The sequence below is a fragment of the Kitasatospora sp. NPDC001119 genome, assembly GCF_053598475.1.
The window spans coordinates 40,536-64,537 of record NZ_JBSFKI010000032.1; the positions used below are offsets into that span (position 1 = coordinate 40,536).

Annotated in this window: 23 protein-coding genes, 1 tRNA gene and 1 riboswitch; of the genes, 10 read left to right on the forward strand and 14 right to left on the reverse strand. The window is 73.3% G+C overall.

All coding sequences use genetic code 11. The annotated features are described in order from the left end of the window. Positions 1-32: 32 nt before the first annotated feature. On the reverse strand, positions 33-1,019 hold the full coding sequence (locus tag ACWDD9_RS32315; protein ID WP_449813542.1) for a hypothetical protein: 987 nt from the start codon (positions 1,017-1,019) through the stop codon (positions 33-35). A gap of 519 nt (positions 1,020-1,538) precedes the next feature. On the opposite strand from ACWDD9_RS32315, the gene ACWDD9_RS32320 reads away from it, so the two are divergent. Continuing rightward, positions 1,539-2,711 (forward strand): serine hydrolase domain-containing protein, encoded by a 1,173-nt coding sequence (locus ACWDD9_RS32320; RefSeq protein WP_449813543.1) that lies wholly within the window; start codon positions 1,539-1,541, stop codon positions 2,709-2,711. Between the two features lie 86 nt (positions 2,712-2,797). Here the strand turns inward: ACWDD9_RS32320 and ACWDD9_RS32325 are convergent, their stop codons facing one another. The 7 genes from ACWDD9_RS32325 to ACWDD9_RS32355 form a co-directional block, all read right to left on the reverse strand. After that, the gene (locus ACWDD9_RS32325) at positions 2,798-3,571 is read right to left on the reverse strand and encodes an enoyl-CoA hydratase (RefSeq protein ID WP_449813544.1); all 774 of its coding nucleotides are present in this window, start codon (positions 3,569-3,571) and stop codon (positions 2,798-2,800) included. Then, the gene (gene mmsB / locus ACWDD9_RS32330; protein WP_449813545.1) at positions 3,568-4,455 is read right to left on the reverse strand and encodes a 3-hydroxyisobutyrate dehydrogenase; all 888 of its coding nucleotides are present in this window, start codon (positions 4,453-4,455) and stop codon (positions 3,568-3,570) included. The genes ACWDD9_RS32325 and mmsB overlap by 4 nt, the downstream gene beginning before the upstream one ends. Then, the gene (locus ACWDD9_RS32335) at positions 4,452-5,516 is read right to left on the reverse strand and encodes an enoyl-CoA hydratase/isomerase family protein (RefSeq protein ID WP_449813546.1); all 1,065 of its coding nucleotides are present in this window, start codon (positions 5,514-5,516) and stop codon (positions 4,452-4,454) included. Before ACWDD9_RS32335 ends, mmsB begins: the two co-directional genes overlap by 4 nt. Next, complete coding sequence (locus ACWDD9_RS32340) at positions 5,516-6,658, reverse strand: acyl-CoA dehydrogenase family protein (protein ID WP_074003486.1); 1,143 nt, start codon at positions 6,656-6,658, stop codon at positions 5,516-5,518. The genes ACWDD9_RS32335 and ACWDD9_RS32340 overlap by 1 nt, the downstream gene beginning before the upstream one ends. An 8-nt stretch (positions 6,659-6,666) precedes the next feature. Continuing rightward, a complete protein-coding gene (locus ACWDD9_RS32345; protein WP_449813547.1) occupies positions 6,667-8,166 on the reverse strand; it encodes a CoA-acylating methylmalonate-semialdehyde dehydrogenase in 1,500 nt (499 codons plus the stop codon). Between the two features lie 210 nt (positions 8,167-8,376). Beyond that, positions 8,377-8,560: riboswitch (cobalamin riboswitch) on the reverse strand. Positions 8,561-8,706: 146 nt separating this feature from the next. Further along, a complete protein-coding gene (locus tag ACWDD9_RS32350) occupies positions 8,707-9,750 on the reverse strand; it encodes an alcohol dehydrogenase catalytic domain-containing protein (protein ID WP_449813548.1) in 1,044 nt (347 codons plus the stop codon). Between the two features lie 117 nt (positions 9,751-9,867). Then, positions 9,868-9,938 (reverse strand) — tRNA-Cys (locus tag ACWDD9_RS32355). 206 nt (positions 9,939-10,144) lie between these two features. Between ACWDD9_RS32355 and ACWDD9_RS32360 the strand changes: the two genes are divergently transcribed. Continuing rightward, entirely contained in the window at positions 10,145-10,957 is an 813-nt protein-coding gene (locus ACWDD9_RS32360; protein ID WP_380776041.1) for a hypothetical protein, read from the forward strand. 7 nt (positions 10,958-10,964) lie between these two features. Here ACWDD9_RS32360 and ACWDD9_RS32365 read toward each other — a convergent pair whose 3' ends face one another. From ACWDD9_RS32365 to ACWDD9_RS32375, 3 genes are all read right to left on the reverse strand, one after another. Beyond that, positions 10,965-11,624 carry a polysaccharide deacetylase family protein gene (locus ACWDD9_RS32365; protein WP_380776043.1) on the reverse strand — a complete coding sequence of 220 codons (660 nt, stop codon included), beginning with the start codon at positions 11,622-11,624 and terminating at the stop codon, positions 10,965-10,967. A gap of 261 nt (positions 11,625-11,885) precedes the next feature. Beyond that, on the reverse strand, positions 11,886-12,167 hold the full coding sequence (locus ACWDD9_RS32370; protein WP_449813549.1) for a hypothetical protein: 282 nt from the start codon (positions 12,165-12,167) through the stop codon (positions 11,886-11,888). Further along, positions 12,164-13,318, reverse strand: a complete 1,155-nt coding sequence (locus ACWDD9_RS32375; RefSeq protein ID WP_241852963.1) for an inorganic phosphate transporter — start codon at positions 13,316-13,318, stop codon at positions 12,164-12,166. The genes ACWDD9_RS32370 and ACWDD9_RS32375 overlap by 4 nt, the downstream gene beginning before the upstream one ends. Positions 13,319-13,688: 370 nt before the next feature. Between ACWDD9_RS32375 and ACWDD9_RS32380 the strand changes: the two genes are divergently transcribed. From ACWDD9_RS32380 to ACWDD9_RS32405, 6 genes are all read left to right on the forward strand, one after another. Further along, positions 13,689-14,780 carry a fatty acid desaturase family protein gene (locus ACWDD9_RS32380; protein ID WP_449813550.1) on the forward strand — a complete coding sequence of 364 codons (1,092 nt, stop codon included), beginning with the start codon at positions 13,689-13,691 and terminating at the stop codon, positions 14,778-14,780. 62 nt (positions 14,781-14,842) lie between these two features. Then, complete coding sequence (locus ACWDD9_RS32385) at positions 14,843-16,006, forward strand: glycosyltransferase family 4 protein (RefSeq protein WP_449813583.1); 1,164 nt, start codon at positions 14,843-14,845, stop codon at positions 16,004-16,006. A gap of 20 nt (positions 16,007-16,026) precedes the next feature. Next, entirely contained in the window at positions 16,027-16,893 is an 867-nt protein-coding gene (locus tag ACWDD9_RS32390; protein WP_449813551.1) for an alpha/beta fold hydrolase, read from the forward strand. Between the two features lie 274 nt (positions 16,894-17,167). Further along, positions 17,168-18,460 (forward strand): extracellular solute-binding protein, encoded by a 1,293-nt coding sequence (locus tag ACWDD9_RS32395; protein ID WP_449813552.1) that lies wholly within the window; start codon positions 17,168-17,170, stop codon positions 18,458-18,460. Then, a complete protein-coding gene (locus tag ACWDD9_RS32400; RefSeq protein WP_449813553.1) occupies positions 18,450-19,361 on the forward strand; it encodes a carbohydrate ABC transporter permease in 912 nt (303 codons plus the stop codon). Before ACWDD9_RS32395 ends, ACWDD9_RS32400 begins: the two co-directional genes overlap by 11 nt. Next, positions 19,358-20,182, forward strand: a complete 825-nt coding sequence (locus tag ACWDD9_RS32405; protein ID WP_449813554.1) for a carbohydrate ABC transporter permease — start codon at positions 19,358-19,360, stop codon at positions 20,180-20,182. The genes ACWDD9_RS32400 and ACWDD9_RS32405 overlap by 4 nt, the downstream gene beginning before the upstream one ends. A 43-nt stretch (positions 20,183-20,225) precedes the next feature. Here the strand turns inward: ACWDD9_RS32405 and ACWDD9_RS32410 are convergent, their stop codons facing one another. Together ACWDD9_RS32410 and ACWDD9_RS32415 are read right to left on the reverse strand one after the other, a co-directional pair. After that, on the reverse strand, positions 20,226-20,783 hold the full coding sequence (locus ACWDD9_RS32410; RefSeq protein ID WP_380742419.1) for a hypothetical protein: 558 nt from the start codon (positions 20,781-20,783) through the stop codon (positions 20,226-20,228). A gap of 161 nt (positions 20,784-20,944) precedes the next feature. Beyond that, positions 20,945-21,970 (reverse strand): helix-turn-helix transcriptional regulator, encoded by a 1,026-nt coding sequence (locus tag ACWDD9_RS32415; RefSeq protein WP_380742417.1) that lies wholly within the window; start codon positions 21,968-21,970, stop codon positions 20,945-20,947. A gap of 132 nt (positions 21,971-22,102) precedes the next feature. On the opposite strand from ACWDD9_RS32415, the gene ACWDD9_RS32420 reads away from it, so the two are divergent. Continuing rightward, positions 22,103-22,273 carry a hypothetical protein gene (locus ACWDD9_RS32420; protein WP_159028496.1) on the forward strand — a complete coding sequence of 57 codons (171 nt, stop codon included), beginning with the start codon at positions 22,103-22,105 and terminating at the stop codon, positions 22,271-22,273. Between the two features lie 57 nt (positions 22,274-22,330). After that, on the forward strand, positions 22,331-22,558 hold the full coding sequence (locus ACWDD9_RS32425; protein WP_049653364.1) for a response regulator transcription factor: 228 nt from the start codon (positions 22,331-22,333) through the stop codon (positions 22,556-22,558). A gap of 104 nt (positions 22,559-22,662) precedes the next feature. On the opposite strand, the gene ACWDD9_RS32430 is transcribed toward ACWDD9_RS32425, so the two are convergent. Beyond that, complete coding sequence (locus ACWDD9_RS32430) at positions 22,663-23,844, reverse strand: RICIN domain-containing protein (RefSeq protein ID WP_449813555.1); 1,182 nt, start codon at positions 23,842-23,844, stop codon at positions 22,663-22,665. Between the last annotated feature and the right edge of the window lie 158 nt (positions 23,845-24,002).

A 24,002-nucleotide genomic window follows, 5' to 3' on the forward strand; every position in this document is an offset into this window, starting at 1 on the left:
TGCCGGGGGTGTGGACGGGCGGACGCGCGGACTCACGAGTGGCGCAGGCCGGCCACGGCGTCGGCGACGTAGTGGTCCCCGAATCGGATCAGGGGGGCGTACTGGGCCGCGCGGCGGTGGCGCATCTGTCGTAGTTCGGCGACGGCGTTGTCGGGGCCCTCGGGCCGCTGGGCGATGGAACGGCGCAGCCGGACCATCGAGTACGCGAGCGTGACGTGCCGTTCGGCGTCCACGATGTCGGCTTCCAGGAGGGCGTCCCGCGCCTCGGCCAACTCGGGGTCGCGGTCCGCCAGTTGCTCGTAGGATTCGGGGACCAGCGTCAGCAGGTCCTTCATCGCCGCCCGGAAGAGCTTGTACCCGCGGTGCTGGCGCCCGCTGAGCGGGATGTCCGTCGACGGCGGCGCCATGGTCCGGCGGATCGCCGCCATGTAGTAGTCGGCCGGGATCGTACTGGCGTGGTTCATGGCCGCGGGGAAGCCGCGCACGTACTCCGTCGCGTCCGCCAGCCGCCCCAGCGCGGCGTCGCCGTCATCGTCGCGCAGGTGGCGGGTGGCGTCGGCCACGGCGACCGCGGCGCAGACGTTGAACAGCACGTGGACCTGGTGCCCGATGAGCCAGCGAGCGCTCCACGCGCGCTCCAACGACGGCCCCGCACCGGGCTCCGGGACGGCCGGCACCGGAACGGGCCCGGATTCGGTGCCCGGCGCGACTCCCGTGAGGTCGAGCACCGACCGCCGCATCCCGGCCAGCTCCAGCGCCAGGTCGGCACCCGACAGCGGAGCCTCGCAGAGGTCCTCCAGGCCGCGGTGGATCACCAACAGGCCGTGCAGGGCGGCCTGCTGGTCCGACAGCTCCACCTCGCGGACCCGGAAGTACGACTGACTGGTCGACTCCGCCGGCACGTCCTCACCCGCCAGGGCCGGAGCCAGCGCCTCCAACGCGGCCACCACCTCGCCCGCTGCCGCGGCGGCCTGCCGCAGCGCGGCGGTCCGCTCGACCGGTCCGGCATGGGTCGCCACCCCGGCCAGCACGCGCGCGGCCCGCCCCGCCTCAGCGGCGACCCGCGGCCCCAGCCCCGGGTCGGGCCGCCCGCCCCGGGGCTCACGGAAGACAGCGACAGGAGGATGACCGGCGACCGGCGACAAGCCCATGGTTGGGATAGCTTGCCAGGAACACGCCACACGAAACCCTGATCCGCACCTCGACTCGCCTTCCGCGCACCGACGTTGGAAGACCGGCCGGCGAGAATCGACGGGTCTGACCCGCACCCCGAACCCATCTGTCCGACGCGACGCGGTGCTCCTGCACCCACCCCCGCAGAGGTCGCCGACGCCGACGCCGGGCCGAACCTCCGCGGCGACGGCGCCACGGTCGTCCGCTCCCGCCGCCTGGTCGCACTGTCCGCCCCCAGCGGCCCGGTGACCTGCGGTTTCCTCACCGGAACGGGGCAAGCGCCGGCGGGTCACCCCGCATGCGGGGCGGTGGCACCTCTGTTTGACTGAGGGCGGATGATCCCCGCCCCGAGAGGGAGCACGCCCATGCCCGTGGCCACCGGAAGAGGCCCGGCCACCCTCGCCGCCGTGGCCGCCGCACTCCTGACCGCGCTCCTGCCGGTCCCGGCATCCCCAGCGGCCGCCGCCGCACCGGCCGACGGGGCCGGCCGGTCGGAGCACGCACGGACCCGGGCCGCGATGGAGCGGGCGGTACGGGACGGTGCGCCCGGGGTCCTCGTCACCGTGGCCGAGGGCGAAGGCCGATGGGTGGGAACGGCAGGGGTGGCGGACCGCAGGACGGGACGCCCGCCCCGTCCGGCGGACCACTTCCGGGTGGGCAGCATCACCAAGACGTTCACGGCCGTGCTCGTGCTCCAGCTGGAGGCGGAGGGGCGGCTCGGCATCGGCGACATCGTGGAGAAGTGGCTGCCGGGCCTGGTCCGGGGCCACGGCCACGACGGCCGCCGCATCACCGTCCGGCAGCTGCTGAACCACACCAGCGGTGTGTACAACTACCTCAACGACCCCGCCCTGCACCAGATCGGGCCGATCTGGCTCGAGCACCTGCACGACACCTGGACTCCCGAGGAACTCCTGGCCGTCGCGATGTCGAAGCCACCCACGGCCACCCCCGGCGAGAGGTTCGTGTACTCCAACACCAACTACCTCCTGGCCGCGATGATCGTGGAGCGGATCACCGGCAGCTCCTACGAGCACGAGCTGCGCCGTCGCATCATCGACCCGCTCCACCTGCGGGGCACCGACTCGCCCGGAACTCGCGAGTCGCTACCCCGGCCGTCCGGCCGGGACTACTCCACCGCCCAGGTCCAGTTGCCCCCGCCGGGCGTCGACGTCACGGAGTTCAACCCCTCGGCGATCCGGGCCAGTGGCGAGATCATCAGCACGGCCGACGACCTCGACCGCTTCTACCGCGCCCTGCTCAGCGGCCGGCTGCTGCCCCAGGCGCAGCTGCGGGAGATGACCACCACCGTGCCCGCCGGCATCGACGACCAGGGCCTCGGCATCGCCCGCATGACCACCTCCTGCGGGGTCGAGCTCTGGGGGTACCGCGGCGGCGGCTACGGCTTCGAGGCCCTCGCGGTCTCCACCCGCGACACCCGCCACCGGATGACCGTCTACTTCAACACCGACAGCCTCGCGCTCCAGGGCGCGGCGGCCCGGGACCTCTCCGACGCGGAGTTCTGCCAGCACTCATGACCCGGGGCCAGACGCGTACGCCTGGCGGTCACCCCCCAGGCCGTGGTGCGCCGCCCCCGGTGAGGGGCGGCGCACCGGCCGGGCTGTCAGCGGTGGCGGAACTCCGGCGGGCGCTTCTCGGCGAAGGCCGCCATGCCCTCCTTCTGGTCCACCGTCGCGAACGTCGCGTGGAACAGCCGCCGTTCGAAGCGGACGCCCTCGGCGAGCGTCGTCTCGTACGAGCGGTTGACGCTCTCCTTGAGCATGATCGCGGCCGGGGCGGACATCGCCGCGATCGTCTCGGCGGTGGCCAGTGCCTCGGACAGCAGCTGGTCGGCGGGGACGATCCGGGAGACCAGTCCGGCCCGCTCGGCCTCCTCGGCGCCCATCATCCGACCGGTCAGACACAGCTCCATGGCCTTCGCCTTGCCGACCGCCCAGGTCAGCCGCTGCGAGCCGCCGATGCCCGGGATGACACCGAGCTTGATCTCCGGCTGCCCGAACTTCGCGGTGTCCGCCGCCAGCAGGACGTCGCACAGCATGGCCAACTCGCAGCCGCCGCCCAGCGCGTAGCCCGCGACGGCCGCGACGACGGGCTTGCGCAGGGCGCCGAAGCGGTCCCAGGCGGCGAACCAGTCGCCGAGGTAGGCGTCGACGAAGTCGAGCGACTGCATCTCCTTGATGTCGGCGCCGGCCGCGAAGGCCTTCTCCGAGCCGGTGACCACCAGGCAGCCGATCTCCTGGTCCCGGTCGAACTCCGTTGCGGCCGCGACGACTTCGTTCATCAGCCGGGTGTTGAGCGCGTTGAGCGCCTTGGGCCGGTCGAGCGTGATCAGCCCCACCCGGCCCTTGCGCTCGACCTGGATCGTCCCGTACGTCATGCGGCGCCCTCCCGGAGGGTGGTGATGATGGCGGAGAAGTCCAGCCCGGCGCCCTCGTCCTGGGCGAAGGCGGCGTACAACTCGGCGGCCCGTCGGCCCAGTTCGGCCGGGACGGCGGAGGCGGTGGCGGCGTCGGCGGCCAGTCCGAGGTCCTTGGCCATCAGGGTGGCCGCGAATCCGGCCGCGTAGTCGCGGTTGGCGGGGCTGGCCGGGACGGGGCCGGGGACGGGACAGTTGGCGGTCAGTGCCCAGCACTGGCCGGAGGCGGTGGAGGCCACGTCGAACAGGGCCTGGTGGCTGAGCCCGAGGCTCTCCCCGAGGACAAAGGCCTCGCTGACCGCGATCATGGAGACGCCGAGGATCATGTTGTTGCAGATCTTCGCCGCCTGGCCGGCGCCGGACCCTCCGCAGTGGACGACCCGCCGGCCCATCGCCGCCAGCAGCGGCTCGGCGTCGGCGAAGTCGGCGGCGTCCGCGCCGACCATGAAGGTCAGGCCGGCCGCCTCGGCGCCGGCCACGCCGCCGGAGACCGGTGCGTCGACGGCCCGGTGCCCGGCGACCCGGGCGAGGTCGGCGGCCACCCGGGCGTCCCCGACCGCGATGGTGGAGCAGTCCACGAACAGCGCGCCGCTCGGCGCCGCCGCCGTCAACTCACCGTAGGCGTCGAGGACATAGCGTCCGGCCGGGAGCATGGTGACGACCGTCCCGGCCGCCGCCACCGCCTGCGCCGCCGAGGCGGCCACGGCGACGCCGTTCCCGGCGGCGCGCTCCCGGGCGTCCGGGGCCAGGTCGTAGCCGGTCACCCGGTGTCCGGCCTTGACGAGGTTGGCGGCCATCGGGCCGCCCATGTTGCCGAGTCCGATGAATCCGATCGTCTGGGTCACCAGCGCTCCAGGGGTGTGGTGGCGGCGAGGCCGAGTTCACGGTCGCCGAGCGGGGCGAAGTAGCGGTCCACGGCGGCGGGTTCGACGGCGCTCAGGGTCGCCGGGCTCCACCGCGGGGTGCGGTCCTTGTCGATCACCTGGGCCCGGATGCCCTCGGCGAGGTCCGGCGTGGCGAGCGCCGCGCAGGAGGTCCGGTACTCCTGGTCGAGGACGGCCTCCAGCGGGCCCAGTGCCCGGGCCCGGCGCAGGGCCGCGAGCGTCGCCTTCACGGCGGTCGGGGAGTTGGCGGCGATCCGGTCGGCGGCCTTCTTGGCCTCGGGTTCGCCGCTCTCCCGCAGCCGGTCGAGGATCTCCTCCACGGTGCCGGCCGCGTAGCAGTGGTCGATCCATCCGCGCTGCGCGTCCAGCACGCCGGCCGGCGCGGGCCCGACGTTCCGTTCCAGGGCGTCGTGGACGGGTAGTTCGGCCAGGTCGTCCAGCAGTGCGGGCAGCCGCTCGGCGGGCACGAAGTGGTCGGCGAGCCCGCACAGCAGCGCGTCCCCGGCGCCGACGGATCCCGCGGTCAGGGCGAGGTGGGTGCCCGACTCCCCCGGCGCGAGGGCGAGCAGGTAGGTGCCGCCGACGTCGGGGACGAAGCCGATGCCGGCCTCCGGCAGGGCGACCCTGGTGGTCTCCGTGACGATCCGGACGCTGCCGTGGGCGGAGACGCCGACCCCGCCGCCCATCACGATGCCGTTCATCACGGCGACGTAGGGCTTCGGGTAGCGGGCGATCCGGGCGTTGAGGCGGTACTCGTCGCGCCAGAACTCCTCGACGGCGCCCGGGTCGCCGCCGGTGGCGGCGCGGTGGATGGCGACGATGTCGCCGCCGGCGCAGAAGGCCCGCTCACCGGCGCCGGTGATCACGACGGTCTCCACGTCGCCGTCCCGCTCCCACGCGTCCAGTGCGGCGGAGATCCTCCGCACCATGCCGTGGGTGAGGGCGTTCAGGGCCGCCGGGCGGTTGAGGACGATCAGACCCGCCCGGCCCTCGCGCTGGACGAGGACCTCATCCGTACCCATCACGCGGCCCCGGTCAGGCCGCGGGCGACGATGACGCGCATGATCTCGTTGGTCCCTTCCAGGATCTGGTGCACCCGCAGGTCGCGGACGATCTTCTCGATGCCGTACTCGGCCAGGTAGCCGTAGCCGCCGTGGAGTTGGAGCGCCTGGTTGGCCACCTCGAAGCCGGTGTCGGTGGCGTGGCGCTTGGCCATCGCGCACAGCTCCGGCGCCCGGGGGTCGCCCCGGTCCAGGGCGGCGGCGGCCCGCCAGAGCAGCGATCTGGCGGCCTCCAGCTCCGTGGCCATGTCGGCGAGCCGGAACCGCAGCGCCTGGGCGTGCAGCAGCGCGGCCCCGAACGCCTCCCGGTCGGCCAGGTGCCGGGTGGCCCGCTCCAGGGCGTCCTGCGCGCCGCCGACGGAGCAGGCGGCGATGCCGAGCCGGCCGCCGTTCAGCCCGTTCATGGCGATCCGGAAGCCCTCGCCCTCCCCGCCGAGCAGGCGGTCGGCGGGGAGCCGGACGCCGTCCAGCAGCACCTGCCGGGTCGGCTGGGCGTTCCAGCCCATCTTCTTCTCGTTCGCTCCGAAGGAGACGCCGGGGTCGTCCCGCTCCACCAGGAACGCGGAGACGCCCCGGGCCCCCGGGCCGCCGGTTCGGGCCATCACCACGTACACCTGCGAGGTGCCGGCGCCCGAGACGAACTGCTTGACGCCGTCCAGGACCCAGTGGTCCCCGTGCCGGCGGGCCCGGGTGGCCAGCGCGGCGGCGTCCGAGCCCGCGCCCGGCTCGGTGAGGCAGTAGCTGCCGAGCAGCTCCGTCGAGCAGAGCCCGGGCAGCAGCCGGGCGCGCTGGGCGGGGCTGCCGTAGCGGTCGATCATCCAGGCGACCATGTTGTGGATCGACAGGTAGCCGGCGATGGACGGGCAGCCGGTCGCCAGCGCCTCGAAGACGAGCACGCCGTCCTGGCGGCCGAGCTCCGAGCCGCCCGACTCCTCCCGCACGTAGACGCCGCCGAGGCCCAGGTCGGCGGCCTTGCGCAGGACGTCGACCGGGAAGTGCTTGGCCTGGTCCCACGCGACGGCGTGCGGGGCGAGGTGCTCGCGGGCGAAGTCCCGGGTGGTCGCGACGATGGCGAGCTGGTCGTCGGTCAGATGGGTGTGCACGGCGCGCCTCAGCCCATCGTCGGGATGGTGAAGCTCGCGCCCTCCTTGGCCCCGGAGGGCCAGCGCGAGGTGACGGTGCGGGTGCGGGTGTAGAAGCGGATCGAGTCCGGCCCGTGCTGGTTGAGGTCGCCGAACGCGGAGCGCTTCCAGCCGCCGAAGGTGTGGTAGGCGATCGGCACCGGGATCGGCACGTTGACCCCGACCATGCCGGTGTTCACCCGCCGGGCGAAGTCCCGGGCGGTGTCGCCGTCCCGGGTGTAGATGGCCACCCCGTTGCCGAACTCGTGCTCGCTGGGCAGCCGCAGCGCCTCCTCGTAGTCGGCGGCACGCACCACGGTGAGCACCGGCCCGAAGATCTCCTCCCGGTAGATCCGCATGCCGGGCGTGACCCGGTCGAACAGCGAGGCGCCGAGGAAGTAGCCGTCCTCGTGCCCGGCCAGCCGGAAGTCCCGTCCGTCGACGACGAGTTCGGCGCCCTCCTCGATCCCGAGGTCCAGGTAGCCGCGCACCCGCGCCAGCGCGTCGGCGCCGACCAGCGGTCCGAAGTCCGCCGCCGGGTCGTCCGAGCGCCCGACCTTGAGCGCGCCGATCCGCTCGACCAGCTTCGCCACCAGGGCGTCCGCCGTCGCCTCCCCCACCGGGACGGCCACCGAGATGGCCATGCAGCGCTCCCCGGCCGAGCCGTACCCGGCGCCGATCAGCGCGTCCGCCGCCTGGTCGAGGTCGGCGTCCGGCATCACGATCAGGTGGTTCTTGGCCCCGCCGAAGCACTGCGCCCGCTTCCCGTGCGCGGCGGCGGTGGCGTACACGTACTGGGCGATCGGCGTGGAGCCGACGAAGCCGAGCGCCTGGACGCGCGGGTCCTCCAGCAGGGTGTCCACGGCCTCCTTGTCACCGTTGACGACGTTGAGCACGCCCGGCGGCAGCCCGGCCTCCAGGAACAGCTCGGCCAGCCGCAGCGGCACCGAGGGGTCACGCTCCGAGGGCTTGAGCACGAAGGCGTTTCCGCAGGCCAGCGCGGGCGCGGCCTTCCAGAGCGGGATCATCGCCGGGAAGTTGAACGGCGTGATGCCCGCGACCACGCCGAGCGGCTGGCGCATCGAGTACACGTCGATGCCCGTCCCGGCGTTGTCGCTGAACTCGCCCTTCAGCAGGTGCGGGATGCCGGCGGCGAACTCCACGACCTCCAGGCCGCGTTGGATGTCGCCGTGGGCGTCGGCCACGGTCTTGCCGTGCTCGGCGGAGAGCAGCCGGGCCAGCTCGTCCTTCTCCTGCTCGACGAGCTGGAGGAAGCGCAGCAGGACGCGGGCCCGCCGCTGCGGGTTCCAGGCGGCCCACGCGGGCTGGGCCTGCTCGGCGTCGGCGATCACCGCCTCGACCTCGGCGCGGCTCGCCAGGGGCACCCGGGCCTGCACCCGGCCGGTGTTGGGGTCGTACACGTCGCCGAAGCGGCCGGAGGTGCCGGCGGTGGGCTTGCCGGCGATGAAGTGGGTCAGTTCTCGGACCATCGGTTCCTACTCTCGACAGGGGTGGGGAGAGGAGGAATGGAGGCCGCCGCCGGTCGGCGGGCGCACGGTGGTGCACCCCTCGGCACGGGCGTACGGCGGTGTGACGGTACGTCAGGGCGCGGGCGCCCCGGCGGTCGTCGGCACGGGACAGCCAGGCGCGGTGGAACGGAAGCAGCCCGGAGTCATGTGTGTCGTCTCCATCCTCGTGGAAAACACGAACCACCCGCGGCCGGTATCCTGACTCCCGGATCACCGCACGCCCTCAGGCCTTCCCGGCTGGCTGCCAGTGGCCGTCATCTGCGAGGACGGACTCCCCGGTCACAGTGGCGGGACCGTGCCGGACTCACACCGGCTTCCCTGACACCGCGGACCTGCCGTCGACCATATAGTTGGACGTCCTAGTAAGTCCAGGGGTACGCGCCCGCGCCGCGCCGCCGGAGGGCCGCTCACCCCCGTCCACCTGCCCGGACACGCCGGGAGCCGACCCCGAGGGACCGGCTCCGAGGGCCGGCTCCGAGGGCCGGCTCCGATGACCGCCGCTCAGCGGCCGGTGGTGACGACCATGCGGAAGCGGGCCCGGTTGGCCGCCATCTTCTCCACCGCCGCCGCGGTCCGCTCCAGCGGCACCTCCTCGACCCAGGCCCGCACCCCCGTCTGCGCCGCGAAGCGCAGCGTGTCTTGGGTGTCGACCGCGATGCCCGAGGAGTGCGCGTAGACCTTCCGGTCGCCCTGGATCAACTGCAGGGCGCTCAGCTCCAGCGGCTCCGCCGGGAGTCCGACCATGACGAGCTCGCCCCGGCGGGTGATCCCGTCGATCGTCGCCACCACGGCGGGCGCGTTGGTGACGGTGGACAGGACCACCTTCGCACCTCCCAACTGCCGCAGGGCCTCGGCGACATCGCCCGCGGTGCTGTCGATGTAGTGGGCGGCGCCGAGCCGGAGCGCGAGCGGCCCCTTCTCCTGGCCGCGGGCGATGGCGACGGTACGGAAGCCCATCTTCTCGGCGAACTGGACGCCCAGGTGGCCGAGTCCGCCGATCCCCAGGATGGCGACGGTGTCCCCGGGCCGTGCGGCGGAGCGGCGCAGGGCGTTGAAGACCGTCACCCCCGCGCAGGCCAGCGGCGCCGCCTCGACCGCGGTGAGCTCGTCCGGGACCGCCGCCAGGGCCACGGCCGGGACGACGACGGAGTCGGCGAACCCGCCCGGATAGGCGACGCCGGGGATCTCGACCCGCGCGCAGTGCAGGCCGTCGCCCGCCCGGCACGCGTCGCAGTGCCCGCAGCTGCCGCCGTACCAGCCGACCGCGACCCGGTCGCCGACCCGCCAGCCCTCCACGCCCTCGCCGAGGGCGTCGACGCGGCCGGCGATCTCGTGCCCCGGGGTGATCGGGAAGGTGCTGCCGGGCAGCAGGCCGCCGGCGATGAGCAGGTCGGAGTGGCAGACCCCGCACGCCTCCACGGTGATCCGCACGGCTCCCGGACCGGGTTCCCGCGGGGGGACCTCGACCAGCTCGGGGGCCGCACCCGGTGCCGCGACCTGGACGGCGCGCAGCGCGGCGGCCGAGCCGCTGGGGGAGGTGGACATGAGCGTTCCCTTCGCCGGGTGATGTGCCCCGGAGCCCCAGGTGACCGCACCGCTCGTCCTGTTCCGGGCGCGCCTTTCGACACGGATCGAAATGTCTCGAAAGAACTCGGAAGTAAAAGGTGGAGATAGGAATCGAACCCATCTGAACGGCCCTGCAAGCCGCCGCCTAGCCACTCGGCCACTCCACCCCGACAACGATGGAAACATTACACGCACATGAACACGGACCCTGACCAGAATTCCCCGGGAACGGCGATGTTTCACCCCATGGGGCTCTTAGTGCGTCTAGTGTTATTTCTTTCGACATGGCGCCGGTAGGGTCCGACGAGCCAGCGCGTAAAAGACCGGGTGCGCTAGCCTGTGCCGATATCTCCGACCCGATGGGATTTCACTGATGGCCGTTGAGGAATCACGGTTCACCCATACCGCGGAGCCGCTCTGCGGAACCGCCGCGAACCGGTGCCAGTACAAGAACCTGCCCCTGCGCGACCTTCCCCCACTCGGCGTCGTGCGCCGCGCCAGGATCGCCCGCGAGGGCCTGCGCGAGCGCCGCGCCGACGTTCCGGCGCCCGGCCGGCCCTCCCGGTTCGCCGAGGGGGACTGGGTCCGGGTGAAGGACGAGGCCGCGGTGCGCGCCACCCTCGACGCCAAGGACCGCCACCGCGGCCTGTGGTTCACCGGCAGCCAGTGGTCGTTCTGCGGCGGCGTCTACCAGGTCGAGCGCATCGTGCGCCGCATGATCGACGACCACTACCGGGTGCGGCGCCTGTCGGGCACCGTCGCCCTGGCCGGCGCCACCTGCCACGGCGCCGACGGCGCCCAGGGCTGCGGGCTGGACTGCGCCCTGCTGTTCCGCGACGAATGGCTGGAGCCCGCGCCCGCGCCGGTCCCCGCCCCCCGTCCCGTCGCCCTGTGGGCGACCGTACGCGGCCTCGCGGAGATCCGCGCGACCCTCGACCCCGACGGGCGCCTGCACGGCGTCCCCTTCCAGCCGGGGATGGAACACCACACCGGCACCCGTCACAGCGCCCTCGAACTGCGCCACCGGTCCCTCGCCTGGTGGCAACACCCCACCGGAGGGCGCTGGTTCATCCTCGACGGCCTGCGCTGCGGTGGCGAGCCGCTCGCCACCGGCTGCGACCGGCGGTGCGCCCTGCTCTGGCACGAGTCCTGGCTGCACCTGGAGCCGGCCGCCACCGCCCCCTGAGCGACCGTCAGCGCAACCAGCGGTCGCGCACCAGCTTCGCGGTCAGGTGCAGCGGCCCGTCCCGGTCGCCGACGTAACATCGGGGAAGCGCGAACTCCCCGCCGTGGACACCGGGGCTGACCGCGCACCCGTACCCGTACCCGGTGTGCGCCACCGCCTCCACGGCGGCGCCGTCGAGCGAACCGTACGGGTAGCAGAACCCCTCGACCGACCGGCCCGTGAGGTCCTCCAGCACGTGGCGGCTGTCGGCGACCTGGGCCGCCAGATCCCGCGCCCCCAGGCCCGCCAGCCGCCGGTGCGTCAGCCCGTGCGAGCCGATCTCCACCCCCTCGGCGGCGGCCTCGCGGACCTGGGCCGCCGTCATCAGCGGCTTGCGCGGGCCCTGCTCGTCCCAGTCGTTGTACCCGCCGAGCCGGCCGGCCACCACGTAGACCGTCGCCGTGAAGTCGTACTCCGCCAGTGCGGGCAGGGCCTCCTCCACGAAGTCGCGGTATCCGTCGTCGAAGCTGAGCCCCACCTTTCCCGCGGCGGTGCCGTTCCGGTGGGAACGCATCAGCTCGCCCACCGACACCCCGCGCAGTCCGCGCGCGGACAGCCAGCGCAGCTGGCGGCGGAATCGCGCGGGGTCGACGGTGATCAGATAGGGATCCTCGGTCGCCGACGTCACCGAGTGGTACATCAACGTCCACGGGAGACGCGCCGCATCCAGGTCGGGCGCGCTTTCCGAACTATTGCGTGGTCGAACGAGTCGCATGTTCCGCTCCTGCCGTCCAGTGGCCCCGTCCGTTCAGGTGGCCCTCGGAGAAATTGCATTCTGGCAGCGTCGGGCCCGGCTTCCATTCGCGCCAGGCGACTCCGTACCATTTCACCCGGTTGCCGGAGCGGAATTCGGCGGGGCCCGCCCGGGCCGGGCCGGGGCGGCGGACGGTCAGCGGTGGTTGACGATGACGTAGATGCCCCAGCCGATCGCCGCGAGCACCAGCGCGAAAAGGAGTCCGGCCAGGGTGGAGCCGACCGGGCCGGCGGTGGGCCGGACGGCCGCCGGCTCACCGGCCGGGCCGGACGGGGCGGACGGGTCCGACGGACTGGACGGACCGGACGGGTTGAGCAGGCGCAGGCCGAGGGCGAACAGCGCGGGCAGGCCGGCGCCGGTGACCAGGCCCACCACGACGATCTTCCACACCGCGTCCAGGTTGACCCAGGAGTTCACGACCTCACCTCGTCCTTGACGGGCTCCGGGGCCACCGAACCGGTCCAGGCGGCGTTGACGTTCTCCGGCGTCACGGCCGGGTAGCGGGAGGCGGCGAAGAAGGCGACCGACGCCAGCACCAGCACGGTGAAGATCACCGCCACCCCGGTCGTCCCGCCGATCCCGTTCGCGGTCCAGTAGGCCACCGCGCCGACCCCCGCCGCGGCCGGCAGGGTGAGCAGCCAGGCCGCCACCATCCGGCGGGCGAGCTGCCAGCGCACCACGGCACCGCTGCGCCCGATCCCCGAGCCCAGGATCGACCCGGTGGCCACGTGGGTGGTGGAGAGCGAGTAGCCGAAGTCGGTGGAGCAGAGGATCACCGCGGCCGAGGCCGACTCGGCGGCCATCCCCTGCGGCGGCTCGATCTCCACCAGCCCCTTGCCCAGCGCGCGGATCACCCGCCAGCCGCCGATGTAGGTGCCCAGGGCGATCGCGAGCGCGCAGGAGACGATCACCCAGTCGGGCGCCTTCGCCCCGGCCTGCAGGGTGCCGTTGGCGATCAGGGCCAGGGTGATGGCGCCCATGGTCTTCTGCGCGTCGTTGGTGCCGTGGGCGAGCGACACCATGGAGGCCGAGCCGATCTGGCCGAGCCGGAACCCGCGCCCGCGCGGGCCCTCGGGCACGTCCCGGGTGAGGCGGTAGACCAGGAGGGTGCCGACCACCGCCACCCCGCCGGCGATGAACGGCGACAGCGCCGCGGGCACGATCACCTTGGAGACCAGCCCCTGCCACTTGACGGCCCCGACCCCGGCCGCCGCCACCGTCGCCCCGACCACCCCGCCGATCAGCGCGTGCGAGGAGCTGGAGGGGATCCCGAGGAACCAGGTGGCCAGGTTCCACAGGATGCTGCCGGTCAGGCCGGCGCACACCACCGTCAGGGTCACCTCCCCGCTGGCGACCAGGCCGTTGGCGATGGTCGCCGCCACGGCGGTCGACAGGAACGCGCCGACCAGGTTGAGCACCGCCGAGACGGCGACCGCGACGCGCGGCGGGAGGGCGCCGGTCACGATCGAGGTCGCCATCGCGTTGCCGGTGTCGTGGAAGCCGTTGGTGAAGTCGAAGCCCAGCGCCGTGACGACCATCAGCGCCAGGACCGCGTCGTTGCCGGTCACGGACCCGAACCTAGCCCGCGTACCGGGACACGCCCGGTTCGGCGACGACCCGGCGCGCCGCGCGGCGAAGGGCCGCCATCCGGTCGGATCAACATACGGTCACGCCCCCTCGCCTGCCGGACGGACGGCTCCAGGAGCCCGATCGCGTCGACGGCCTCCCCACAACCCACTCCCCCGGCGGCAGCCCGTACGGATTCCCGACCTCCGAACGGCGGGCCGTCAGCCCGTGGCCGCCACCCGCCCGATCGGGTCGCATTCACCGGCAGCGCGGGACACCGACGGGTCGGGTACGGAAGGCTCAGGGCCTTCGAGCCCCAGGCACGCAGCACGGACACGGCCGGCCGGGGCGGCCCGAGACCGGATTGGTGGCATGACCGTTCAGGACATCCCGGACCCCCCGAGCACCGGGACCGCCCGGCGCGGCGAGTTCGCCGAACTGTACCGGCGCGTGGCGCAGGCCGGTCTGCTGCGTCGGCGCCCGCTGTACTACGCGTGCCGGAGCGCGGCACTGCTGGCCGCGCTGGCGGGGCTGCTGGCCGGGTTCACGGCGCTCGGCGCGAGCTGGTGGCAGCTCGGCCTGGCGCCGCTGTTCGCCCTCGTACTGGGCCAGTTGGCGCTGCTCGGCCATGACGTCGCGCACCGCGCGGTGTTCGCCGATCGCCGGACGACCGACCTGGTGGGCATCGTGCTGGGGAACCTGGTGGTCGGCATGAGCTACGGCTGGTGGGTCGACGACCACAACCGGCACCACGCCCACCCGAACCGCGAGGGCCAGGACCCGGCCGCCGACTCCCTCCTCTTCGCCCGGACCGCCCAACAGGCCGATCGGACACGGGGGTTGCGGCGGTTCGTGGCACGGCACCAGGCGGCACTGTTCTTCCCGCTGCTGTCCCTCCAGGCACTCGGCCTGCTCGTCGCCACCGGCCTGACCCTCACCCGCGGCACCGTCAGGTACCCGGCGCTGGAACGCACCCTCGCCGTACTGCACTACGCCGTCGCGGCGGCCCTGACCGTCCTCGTGCTCTCCCCGCTCCAGGCGCTCGCCTTCACCGCGCTGTTCGGGGCACTGTTCGGCGTCTACCTGGGCTGCATCTTCGCCCCCAACCACAAGGGCATGCCGATGACCGGCCCCGGCGCCGAGCGCACCGACTACCTCCGGCGGCAGGTGCTGCCCTCCCGCAACCTGCGGGCCGGCCGGTTCGTCCACTTCCTCTTCGGCGGCCTCGGCCTCCAGATCGAGCACCACCTCTTCCCGGCCATGCCGGTGGCGGCGCTGCGCCCGGCCTCGCGCATCGTGCGCGCCTACTGCGCGGAGATCGGCGTGCCGTACGCCGAGGCGGGTCTGACCGCCTGTTTCCGGGAGATCCTGCGGGACCTGCGCGCGGTCGGCCGGTCCGTCCCGGCCCGCCCGGAGGCCGCGGCCGCGGCGAAGAGCACGGCACCTGCGGAGGCCGCCCGGTGAGCGGGGTCCTGCCCGGGCCGGCGGCGCCCGCCGCGGCCGGCCCGGCCCCCGGCGGCGAGCGGCTGCGGGTGGTGATCGTCGCCGAGTCCTTCGCCCCGCAGGTCAACGGCGTGGCCCACAGCGTGCTCCGGACCGCCGAGCACCTCCTGGCCCGGGGGCACGTCCCGCTGGTGGTGGCCCCGGCGGCCCAGCGCCGCACCAGCGGGAGCGGAAGCGGGAGCGAGCCGTACGAGTCGGCGTACGGCTACCGGGTGGTCCGCGTCCCGTCCGTCCCGCTGCCCGGCTACCCGGAGGTGCGGATCGCCCTCCCCGGGCGCCGGGTGGCCGACGCCGTCGAGCAGCACCGCCCCCATGTGGTGCACCTGGCGGGCCCGTTCGCCCTCGGGGCGGCCGGAGCGGCGGCGGCCGGGCGCGCGGGCGTCCCCGTCGTCGCCGTCTACCAGACCGACCTCGCCGCGTACGCCCGGACCTACCTGCCCTTCGCCGGAGCCGCCGGGGCCCGGCTGGCCTGGCACCGGCTGCGGCTCATCCACACGGCGGCCGCGCGGACCCTGGCGCCGTCCCGGGCCTCGCTCGACGCCCTGACGGCCCACGGGGTCCCCCGGGTCCACCTGTGGCCGCGCGGCGTCGACTGCGTGCGCTTCCACCCCGGCCACCGGGACGAGGCCCTGCGCCGGCGCCTCGGCCGGCCCGGCGAGGTGCTGGTCGGCTACGTCGGGCGGCTGGCGCCGGAGAAGCAGGTCGAGCGGCTGGCCGAGGTGTCCCGGCTCCCGGGCGTACGGCTGGTGGTGGTCGGCGACGGCCCCAGCCGCACCCGGCTGGCCGCCGCGCTGCCGGACGCGCTCTTCCTGGGCCGCCGTACCGGGCACGAACTCGCCCGGCTCTACGCCTCGTTCGACGTCTTCGCGCACACCGGACCGTTCGAGACCTTCGGCCAGACCCTCCAGGAGGCGATGGCCAGCGGCCTGCCCGTGATCGCCCCCGCCGTCGGCGGACCGCTCGACCTGGTCCAGCCCGGACGCACCGGTTTCCTCGTCCCGCCCGGCGCGGGCACCGGCTTCCGGGAGGCGGTGGAACGGCTCGCCCGGGACGCGGAGCTCCGCCGGGCGTTCGGCCGGGCGGGCCGGGCCGCGGTCGTGGAACGCAGCTGGGAGGCGGTCGGCGACCGGCTCGTCGACCACTACCGGCTCGCGCTGGCGGAGTCCTCCGCCGCGGGGCGCGGGTGAGACCGAGGAACGGACCCGCCATGCACCAGCCGCTCTCCACCGCCTACGTACCCGGCGCCCGCCCGGACGCCGACACCGCCGTGTTCCTGCACGGGCTCGGCGGCTGGACCCACAACTGGGCCGCCCTGATCGAGCGCCTCCGGTCGTCGGTGCACTGCCTGGCCCTCGACCTCCCCGGCTTCGGCCGCTCCGCTCCCCCGCCCGACGGCCTCGTCACCGTCGGGCGCCAGGCCGCGGCCGTCGCCCGCCACCTCGTCCGCACCGGGCACCGCCGCGTCCACCTGGTCGGCAACTCGCTCGGCGGCCTGACCGCCCTCCACCTCGCCGCCCACCGCCCGGAGCTGGTCGCCACCCTGACCCTCGTCTCCCCGGTCCTGCCCGCCCTCCCACCGCCGCAGGCCCTGCGGATCTCCCTGCTGGGCCTGCCGGGCGCCGCCCGCCTGTACGCCCGGCTGCTGTCCACCCGGGGCCCCGACCGGCAGCTCGACGACCTCTACCGCCTGATCTACGCCGACCCGTCCCGCGTCAACGCCGAACAGCGGGCGACCGAAGTGCGCGAACGCCTGCGCCGCGCCGAACTCCCGTACAATCGGAAGATGTTGGTGGAGGGCGTGCGCGCCGTCGCCCGGGCCCACCTCCGACTGCCGGGCGAGCCCTCGCCCTGGCACCAGGCCCGCCGGGTCACCGCCCCCACCCTGCTCGTCTTCGGCCGCGAGGACCGCCTCGTCCCCTTCCGTACGGCGGCCCGGTCCTACACGGCCTTCCGGGACGCCCGGCTCCTCACCCTGCCCGGCGTCGGCCACGTCGCCATGCAGGAACACCCCGACGCCGTCGCCGCGGCCTTCCGCGCCCTGCTCCCGGAGGCCCGCCGCACGCCCGGCGGGTGAGCCGCGCTATTGGTCTACTCCAATCTGTCCTGAATACGTCGTCACAGCAGGCGCCGGCCTGCCGTTCACTGTTCCTCCCGGGCAGCCGGACTCACTGCCGCACGACCCGTCGACCTGGGAGGTGCGAATGCGAAGGGCCACGCCCCATCCGAAAGTTGGGGTTTCCGCCGGGCCCGGAGCCGGACGTCTTCCGGCCGAATGTCCGCTCCCCCGCGACGCAAGCTGATCTGAGGGGTAGTCAAAAGGTCACCCCCACAGTGAACTTGGAGAGCCCATGGCCATTCGCGCGTCCTGTCGCCCCCTGGTCCTCACCCTGCTCCTGTCCCTGGCCGCGGCCGGATGCGGCGGCTCCGGCTCGGGCAGCGGTTCCGGGGCCGGCGGCAAGCTGACGGTGTGGCTGGCCGTGGACGCCCAGGAGAACTGGCCACAACTGGTCCAGTCCACCAACGACCGCTTCGCCAAGGCCCACCCCGAGGTCCGGGCCGACGTCCAGTACCAGCAGTGGACGACGAAGAACCAGAAGCTGGACGCCGTCCTCGCCGGGAAGAACGTGCCCGACGTGGTGGAGATGGGCAACAGCGAGACCACCAACTACATCGTCAACGGCGCTTTCGCCACCCTCGACCCGGCCCGCTTCGACCAGTCGGACGCCTGGCTGCCGGCGCTCGCCGACGCCTGCCGCGACAACGGCAAGGCCTACTGCGTGCCCTACTACGTCGGGGCCCGGGTCGGTGTCTACCGCACCGACTACTTCACCCAGGCCGGTGTGCCGGGCGCCCCGAAGACATACCCCGAACTCCTCTCCGCGTTCGACCGGCTGAAGAGCACCTTCGGCACCCAGGACCCGAACTTCTCCGCCCTCTACATGCCCGGCCGCTACTGGTACGCGGCCATGGCCTTCCTGAAGGACGCGGGCGGCGAGATCGCGGTGAAGGACGGCAACCGCTGGAAGGCCTCGCTGTCCTCGCCCAACTCCGTCGCCGGGCTCACCGAGTGGAAGCGGCTGATCGACGCCTACTACGTCGGCGACCGCGCCAAGGACAACGGCGACCAGCCGGCCGTCGTCGGCCAGGGCCGCGTGGGCGTCTTCTACGGCAACACCTGGGAGGCCGGCGCCGCCGCCGACGAACGCTCCGGCGGGGACCCGAAGCTGAAGGACAAGTTCGCCACCTTCCCCTTCCCCGGCCCGTCCGGGAAGCTCCTGCCACCCTTCCTCGGCGGCTCCACCCTGGCCGTGCCGGCCAAGTCGACGCGCAAGGACCTGGCCGGCGACTGGATCAGGCTGTTCACCGACCGGGAGTCCCAGAAGACGCTGATCGCCGCGAACACCCTGCCCAACAACACCACCCAGCTGACCGAGGTCGCCGCCGGCGGCATCAACGGCCCCGCTGCCCAGGCCGCGGCGACCGGGGGCTGGATGACCCCGTTCGCGCCCGGCTGGACGTCGGTGGAGAAGTCCAACGTCCTGCCCGAGATGCTGGAGCGGATCGCCAACGGCAAGGCGTCGGTGCAGGACGCCGCGCGGGAGGCGGACCGGCGGATCGACGAAGTGATCAATGAGCGCTGACCGGGTCCGGCGGCGGCGTCCGCTGCTGCCGTACCTGCTGATCGGCCCGACCGTCCTCGCCCTCGTCCTGGTGCTCGGCTACCCGCTCGTGGACATGGTCGTCCTCTCCTTCCAGGACATGACCCGCGAGCAGCTGTTCGGCGGCACCTCGCCGCCGTGGGCCGGGCTGGACCAGTTCCGCAGGATCCTCGGGGACGGGTTCTTCTGGACGGTGGTCGCCCGCACGGTGCTCTTCACCACGGTGTGCGTCGCCCTCACCGTGCTCTGCGGGCTGTTCACCGCCCGGCTGATGCACCGGGTCTCCCCGTGGGTGCGCGCCGTCATCGCCGGGGTGCTGGTCACCGTGTGGGCCATGCCCGTCATGGTCGCCTCGTCGGTCTTCCGCTGGCTCTTCGACGCCGACTACGGCGTGGTGAACTGGCTGCTCTCGAACCTGCCCGGGGTCGACCTGGCCCGCCACAACTGGTTCACCAACCCCTGGCAGGGGTTCACCGTCATCGTCGCCGTCGTGGTGTGGGGCTCGCTGCCGTTCGCCGCGATCACCCTGCGGGCCGCGCTGGCCCAGGTCCCGCCCGAACTGGAGGAGTCCGCGGTCCTCGACGGGGCCCGGCCCCTCCAGGTCTTCCGGCACGTCACCCTGCCGGTGATCAGACCGGTCCTCGTCATGGTGACCACGCTGTCGGCCATCTGGGACTTCGGCGTCTTCAACCAGATCTGGCTCATGCGCGGCGGCCAGCCCGAGCGGGAGTACTACCTGCTGGGCGTCTACTCCTTCATCGAGTCCTTCGCCGTGAACCGGTACAGCACCGGGGCCGCGATCGCGCTCGTGACCGTCGTCCTGCTGCTCGCCGGATCGGTCGTCCACCTGCGTCAGATGCTCAGGACGGGAGAGATCGAATGAGGCGACGGCGGTCGCTGGGCCACGACCTGCTCGGACTGCTCGTCGCCGCGGTGATCGGCTTCCCCGTCTACTGGATGGTGCTCACCGCGTTCCGGCCGGCCACCGAGATCCTGAGCCTGCCACCGAAGTTCTGGCCGGGCCGCCCCACGCTCGACAACTTCGCCCGGGCGCTGGGCACCGAGACCTTCTGGGCCAACGTCCGCTCCAGCGTCGTCATCGGCATCGGCACCGTCCTGGTGTCGCTGGTCGTCGGCGCGCTCGCCGCCTTCGCCCTCGCCCGCTTCCGCTTCGCGGGCCGCAAGGCCTTCGTCGTGGTGATCCTCATCGTCCAGATGGTCCCGCTGACGGCCCTGATCATCCCGGTCTACCTGCTGCTGAACGACGTCGGGATGACGGACAGCCTCACCGGCGTGGTCCTCACCTACCTGGTGTTCACGCTGCCGTTCACGGTCTGGATGCTGCGCGGCTTCATCGCCGGGGTCCCCGTGGAACTCGAGGAGGCGGCCATGGTCGACGGCTGCGGCCGGCTCGGCGCCTTCCGCCGGGTGGTGCTCCCGCTGCTCGCACCCGGCATCGTCGCCACCTCCGTCTTCGCCCTCGTCCAGGCCTGGAATGAGTACGTCCTCGTCTACATCCTGCTGTCGACTCCGGAGAAGCAGACCGTCAGCATCTGGCTGGTCTCCTTCCAGACCAGCTTCGGGACCGACTACGGCGGTCTCATGGCCGGTGCCACCCTGACCGCCCTGCCCGTCGTGGTCTTCTTCCTCCTCGTCCAGCGCAGTATCGCCTCCGGCCTCGCCGTCGGCGCGGTCAAGGGCTGAGCCCCGCCGCGCCGGAAGCCGGCCGCCGGGCGGCGCCGACGACCTACCCGGGGCGGCCTGTCCCGGGACGGGCCCGCAGCCCGGTTCGCGGTGCCGGGATCTGGAGTACCGCGTGCCGGGAGCCCGGCCCGGGCAGCAGCGTGCAGGTCGAGCGGCACGGGACGAAGAGCGCCTGGCCGCCCCGGAGCCGGACCGCCAGCGGCACCCGGTGCGCGTCGGTCGGGGCGGTCGGGGCCGTGGAGCCGGTCGGACCGGCGTTCGTACCGGTCGGGGCGGTCGAGGCGTCGACCAGGATCTCGGTGACGGAGGACAGCTGGAGTACCAGGAGTTCCGACTCGGCCTGTCGCGTCTGGACCGCGTGCGGGTCCGCGGGGTCCTGCGGGAGGGCCCGGACGGTGACGCCCAGCAGTGCGCTCAGCCCGGCGGCGAGGGCTGCCGTGTCCTCCGCCGTGGACGGGTCGCCGGTGACGGGGGGCTCGTAGTCCGTCCAGAGGACGGCCGGCCCTCCACCGGTCCGGGCCGAGAGGAACGCGGCCAGTTCCAGGAGGTAACCGCCCTCGTCGGCCGGTTCGTTCTCCTGATCGTCCGGCCCCCACTGCACCGTCGTCCTCCGTTCCGGAGCCTCGCGTCGGGAGGCTTCCCTTCGCCGGGCTCCATCATGGGTTCCCGCGGTGGCGCCGGGACAGTCACGCGAACCCGGTCCCGGAGTCGCGTGACCCTGCCACCCGCGTGCCCTGTCCTCCCCGGCCGCCCCGGGTGCCGCTACTCGCCCAGCAGCCCGGTACGGGCGGCGGCCACACCGGCCTGGAACCGGCTCTCGGCATCCAACTGGCCCATGATGTCGGCGATGTGACGCCGCGCGGTGCGCAGGGACATCCCGAGGCGGCGGGCGATCGTCTCGTCCTTGAGCCCGGCGGCGAGCAGCCGCAGGATGGTCCGGTCGATCTCCTGGGAGACCTGCTCCAGGCCGTCCGCGGTGGCGGCGGAGAACGGCCTGGCACACGACCAGGACTGCTCGAAGATCTCGCACAGGTAGGCGACCAGCGACTCCTGGCGGATCGCCACCGCACCCCAGGAGCCGTCGCTCGCGGGGATGAAGGCGAGTTCGCGGTCGAAGACGATGATGCGGCCGAACAGCTCGTGGACGGTGCGGTACTCGCCGCCGAGCGGTGAGGCCGCTTCCACGTACGCCTGGCTGGGGCCGTTGAAGCGTGCGGTGTGGTGGTAGAGCGTGCGCATCCGCACCCCGCGGGCGAGCAGCGCGCGGTCACGGCCGAGCGCTTCCTCCATGGCTTCCGGCACCCGGCTTCCGCCACCGGGCTGGCTGGCCAGCACCTCGCTCCGGCAGCTGTCCGAGGCCCGGTCGAGCGCCGCCCGTACCTCCTGGAGGCTGCTGATGACCTCGACCCCCTCACCGGCGCCGGCCACCCGTCCGCCCCGCTGGTAGTGGGGGAAGAAGCCGACGAGCTGGGCCTGCCCCCTGGCCAGCTCCTCCTGCTCGCGGCGGATCCGGGCCTCGACGGGGGCGGCGAGCCGGGCCATCGCGGCCTCCGGTGCGACGGCGTAGCCCGCCGTCGGGTCCTGCGGATCCGGGTACACCAGGCGCAGGGCGCTCAGCCGGCGTACCGAGGCGGCGGCCCGGTCCGGGTCCAGTCCCAAGTCGGCGGCGATGGCGGCGGGTTCGAGCCGGTGGTGTTCCAGTACCCAGGAGTAGACCGCCACGTCGACCTGATCGGGCTCCGTTCCGCCCGTCAGATCGTCCGGTTCGCCGGAAACATCCATGTACATCCCCCAGTCACTTTGCTGCCACCCAGCTTGGTGAGGTGGTCGACCCGTAGGCGCGTGATCATCTCGGCGACATGCTAGATCACAGGCCGGGACCCGCTCGGCGATCAGTTGAGGTCCCTCCAGGAGGACTCCATGAAGCGTTTCATCACCGCCGCCGTACTGCTCACGGCACTTCTCGGGATCAGCGCCCCCGCCGCGCTCGCCGTTCCGCAGGACCACGCGACGGCGGCCCGCAACGTTCACGCGGACGACACCTCGTGGGGCGGCGCGTGCACGACCCCCGGCTGCCAGCCCATCTACTGAGCGGTCGCCATGACCACCGCTCCCGTTCGACGTTCCCTCAGCCAGGAGAGTGCCCCGATGTCCCGACCCGCCACCGCCGCCCCCGCCCTGAGCCGCCGGGAGGTGGAGGTGCTGGAGCTGCTGGCCCGGGGAGCCACCTACGACACCATCGCGCGCCGCCTCCAGCTCAGCCCGCACACCGTCGACACCTACCTCCGACGGATCCGCAGCAAGACCGGCGCCACCACCCGCATGCAGCTGGCCCTGTTCGCCTTCACCCACGGCCACGGCCTCCCCGCCTCGTGACGCGCCCCCGGGGCATGGGCCCGGCGTCGGGCCGGACACGGGCCCGCCCCCGCCGGCGGGTCCCGGCAGGGGCGGAGTCAGGTGCGGAATGGAGCGCGGGACGGTCAGGGCTTGATCGTCCAGCGCTGGTTCCAGTCGTTGGTGCAGGTCCAGACGCCGAGCGCCTTGTTGTCCTCGTCGTAGGTGAGGCAGTCGTCGGTGCTGACGCGGATCTGGTACTCGCCGTCGCCGAACGCGAAGACCTCCCACTTCTGGGCGGCGGAGCCGGTCCAGGGGCGCGCCTCGGCCAGGTAGCTCTTGGTGTTCTCGGTGAGGGCGAGGCCGGTGACGGCGTTGGTGATCTTGTAGAGCCCACCGGCGTCCTGGCTGAAGACCCAGCCGGTGGACTTGCCTGCGGTGCTGGTGGCGGCGGTGACCGGGGTGCCGCTCGCGGAGCCGTTGGCGGCGGGGGCCCGGCCGTTCTTGACGCTCGGGTGCAGCGTGCCGGTCAGCTGGGCGGCGCCCGAGTCGGCGACACCGAACCCCATCCGGATGTGGCCGCCGGGGATGTTGGTCCCGGTGTCGCCGGTATCGTGCGCGGGGATGCCGGGGGTCCCCGGGCTGCTGATGGGGATCGCGGGGACGGTGATGATCTGGCCGCCGATCGGCACCTGGGGCGTCGAGGGGGTTCCGGGCGGCGGGGTGGAGCCGCTGGAGGACCCCGGCACCACCCGGGCCGGGAAGTGGATGAGCCGGCCCCCGCGGCCGCTGGTGTCCGAGTCATGGCCGATGAAGGCCCAGTTCATGAAGCCGCCGTCACCGTAGTTGACGAAGGTCGATTCGCCCGCGAAGACCCAGACCTTGAAGTCGTCGTAGCCCTGCGGCCCGCCCTCCTTGTCGTGGTGCTCCAGCTTGACGTCGTCCTCGAACATCACCCCCCGCATGTTCGCCGAGTAGTCGTTCTTGAACCACTTGGTGTCGAAGGCGTCCGTCCCGTCGTACTTGAAGACGAGGACGTTGTAGCCGGGCGCGGCACTGCTCAGCTTCGAGACCAGGGCCTGGGTGAACTGGGCGTTCTCCATCTTCGCCTGGTTGGCCGCACCGAGGACGAACTTGACGGTGTCGGCGACGGCGCCGATCAGGGCGCTGGTGCAGTTGCCGCCCCCGACGCCGTCCTTGCCGGCGCAGTCGGCCGCGGCGGCCGGGGTCGGGGCCGCGACCAGCGCCGTACCGGCCCCGGCGAGGAGGCTGGCGGCCAGGGCGGTGGCGGTGGCGGACTTCTTCAGGCGGGCGCTAACGGCGCTCATGATGGGCTGCTTTCGGGCGGGTTCGGAGGAAGCGTCAGGCGGACCGGCACAACGCGGTACGGGTGCGGGCGGCCAGGGGGGGCGTCACCGCCACCACCTGTCCGGTCCGCCTTCCTGCCGGCGTTCCGTTCGGTGAGGTAGATCCTGCCGAGCCGCGA